Source organism: Sphingomonas antarctica (genome assembly GCF_965137005.1).
Lineage (GTDB): Bacteria > Pseudomonadota > Alphaproteobacteria > Sphingomonadales > Sphingomonadaceae > Sphingomonas_O > Sphingomonas_O antarctica.
Map to the genome: position 1 here is coordinate 1 of NZ_CBCRXM010000041.1, position 1269 is coordinate 1269.

Genomic DNA, 1269 nt, shown 5'->3' on the forward strand with positions numbered 1-1269 from the left:
TGATCTGCCCCCCGCTGAGTGGCCCAGAGACTATGATAGTCTGGACCACGAAAGGGACGACGAATGCCGAGCAAGAAGCACAAGCCGGAAGAGATTATCGGGAAGCTGCGTGAAGTTGAGATTGTGCTGGCACAGGGGTCATCGACTGCGGAAGCATGTCGGCGGATCGCGGTCAGCGAGCAGACATATTATCGCTGGCGCAAGGAGTATGGCGGTCTGAAGACTGACCAGGCCCGGCGGATGAAGGATCTGGAGAAGGAGAACCTTCGGCTTCGAAGGGCGATCTCTGACCTGACGCTGGACAAGCTGATTTTGCAGGAGGCAGCCCGGGGAAACTTCTGAGCCCCGCGCGGCGACGGCGCTGTATCGATCATGTGCGACGCGAGCTCTCGGTGTCCGAACGACGGATCTGCCGGGTGCTGGGCCAGCATCGATCGACGCAGCGCAAGGTGCCGCGCGGGGCGGATGACGAACAGGCGCTATCGGAAGACATCATCGCGCTGGCGAAACAATATGGTCGCTACGGCTATCGCCGGGTGACGGCCTTGCTGTGCCATGCGGGTTGGACGGTGAACCATAAACGGGTCGAGCGGATCTGGCGGCGCGAAGGGCTAAAGGTGCCGCAGAAGCAACCGAAACGTGGGCGGCTGTGGTTGAACGACGGCTCGTGCATCCGGCTGAGGCCGGAATATCCGGGGCATGTATGGGCGTACGACTTCGTCGAAGGCCGCACGCATGATGGTCGCAAGTTCCGCATCCTGACCATCATCGACGAGGCCAGCCGGGAATGTCTGGCGCTGGTTGTCGCTCGTCAGCTCAAACATGAAGATGTGCTCGCCGCACTGGCGGACCTGTTCATCACACGAGGCCCGCCGGCACATATCCGGTCGGACAATGGCGCCGAATTTATTGCCAATGCCGTGCAGCAATGGCTCGGCCAGATCGGCGTAAAGACGCTCTACATCGCACCGGGATCACCATGGGAGAATGGCTATAATGAGAGCTTCAACGGGTCGCTGCGCGACGAACTGCTCAACGGCGAGATCTTCTACAGCCTCGCCGAGGCAAAGGTGCTGATCGAAGCCTGGCGGCGACATTACAACACCGTCCGTCCGCACAGCAGCCTGGGCTACCGACCGCCGGCCCCGGAAACGGCTTCACCGCCATATCCGGCCTCCGGTTCCGCTTCGCTCCACCTCCGCCCGGATATGGCGGCGGCGAGCATAATCCACTAACAATCAACCCGGTCCACTCGCCGGGGGCAGGTCA

At 61.5% G+C, this 1269-nt stretch carries 1 protein-coding gene; it reads left to right on the forward strand.

Annotated elements, in window-relative coordinates:
* The first annotated feature begins 63 nt into the window (after positions 1 to 63).
* Positions 64 to 1235 (forward strand): IS3 family transposase gene (locus tag ACM9ME_RS15370; protein WP_415644335.1). Its coding sequence is split into 2 segments (ribosomal slippage): positions 64 to 328 and positions 328 to 1235, totalling 1173 coding nucleotides; the frame shifts between segments, so codons are not numbered across the junction.
* Positions 1236 to 1269: the final 34 nt, after the last annotated feature.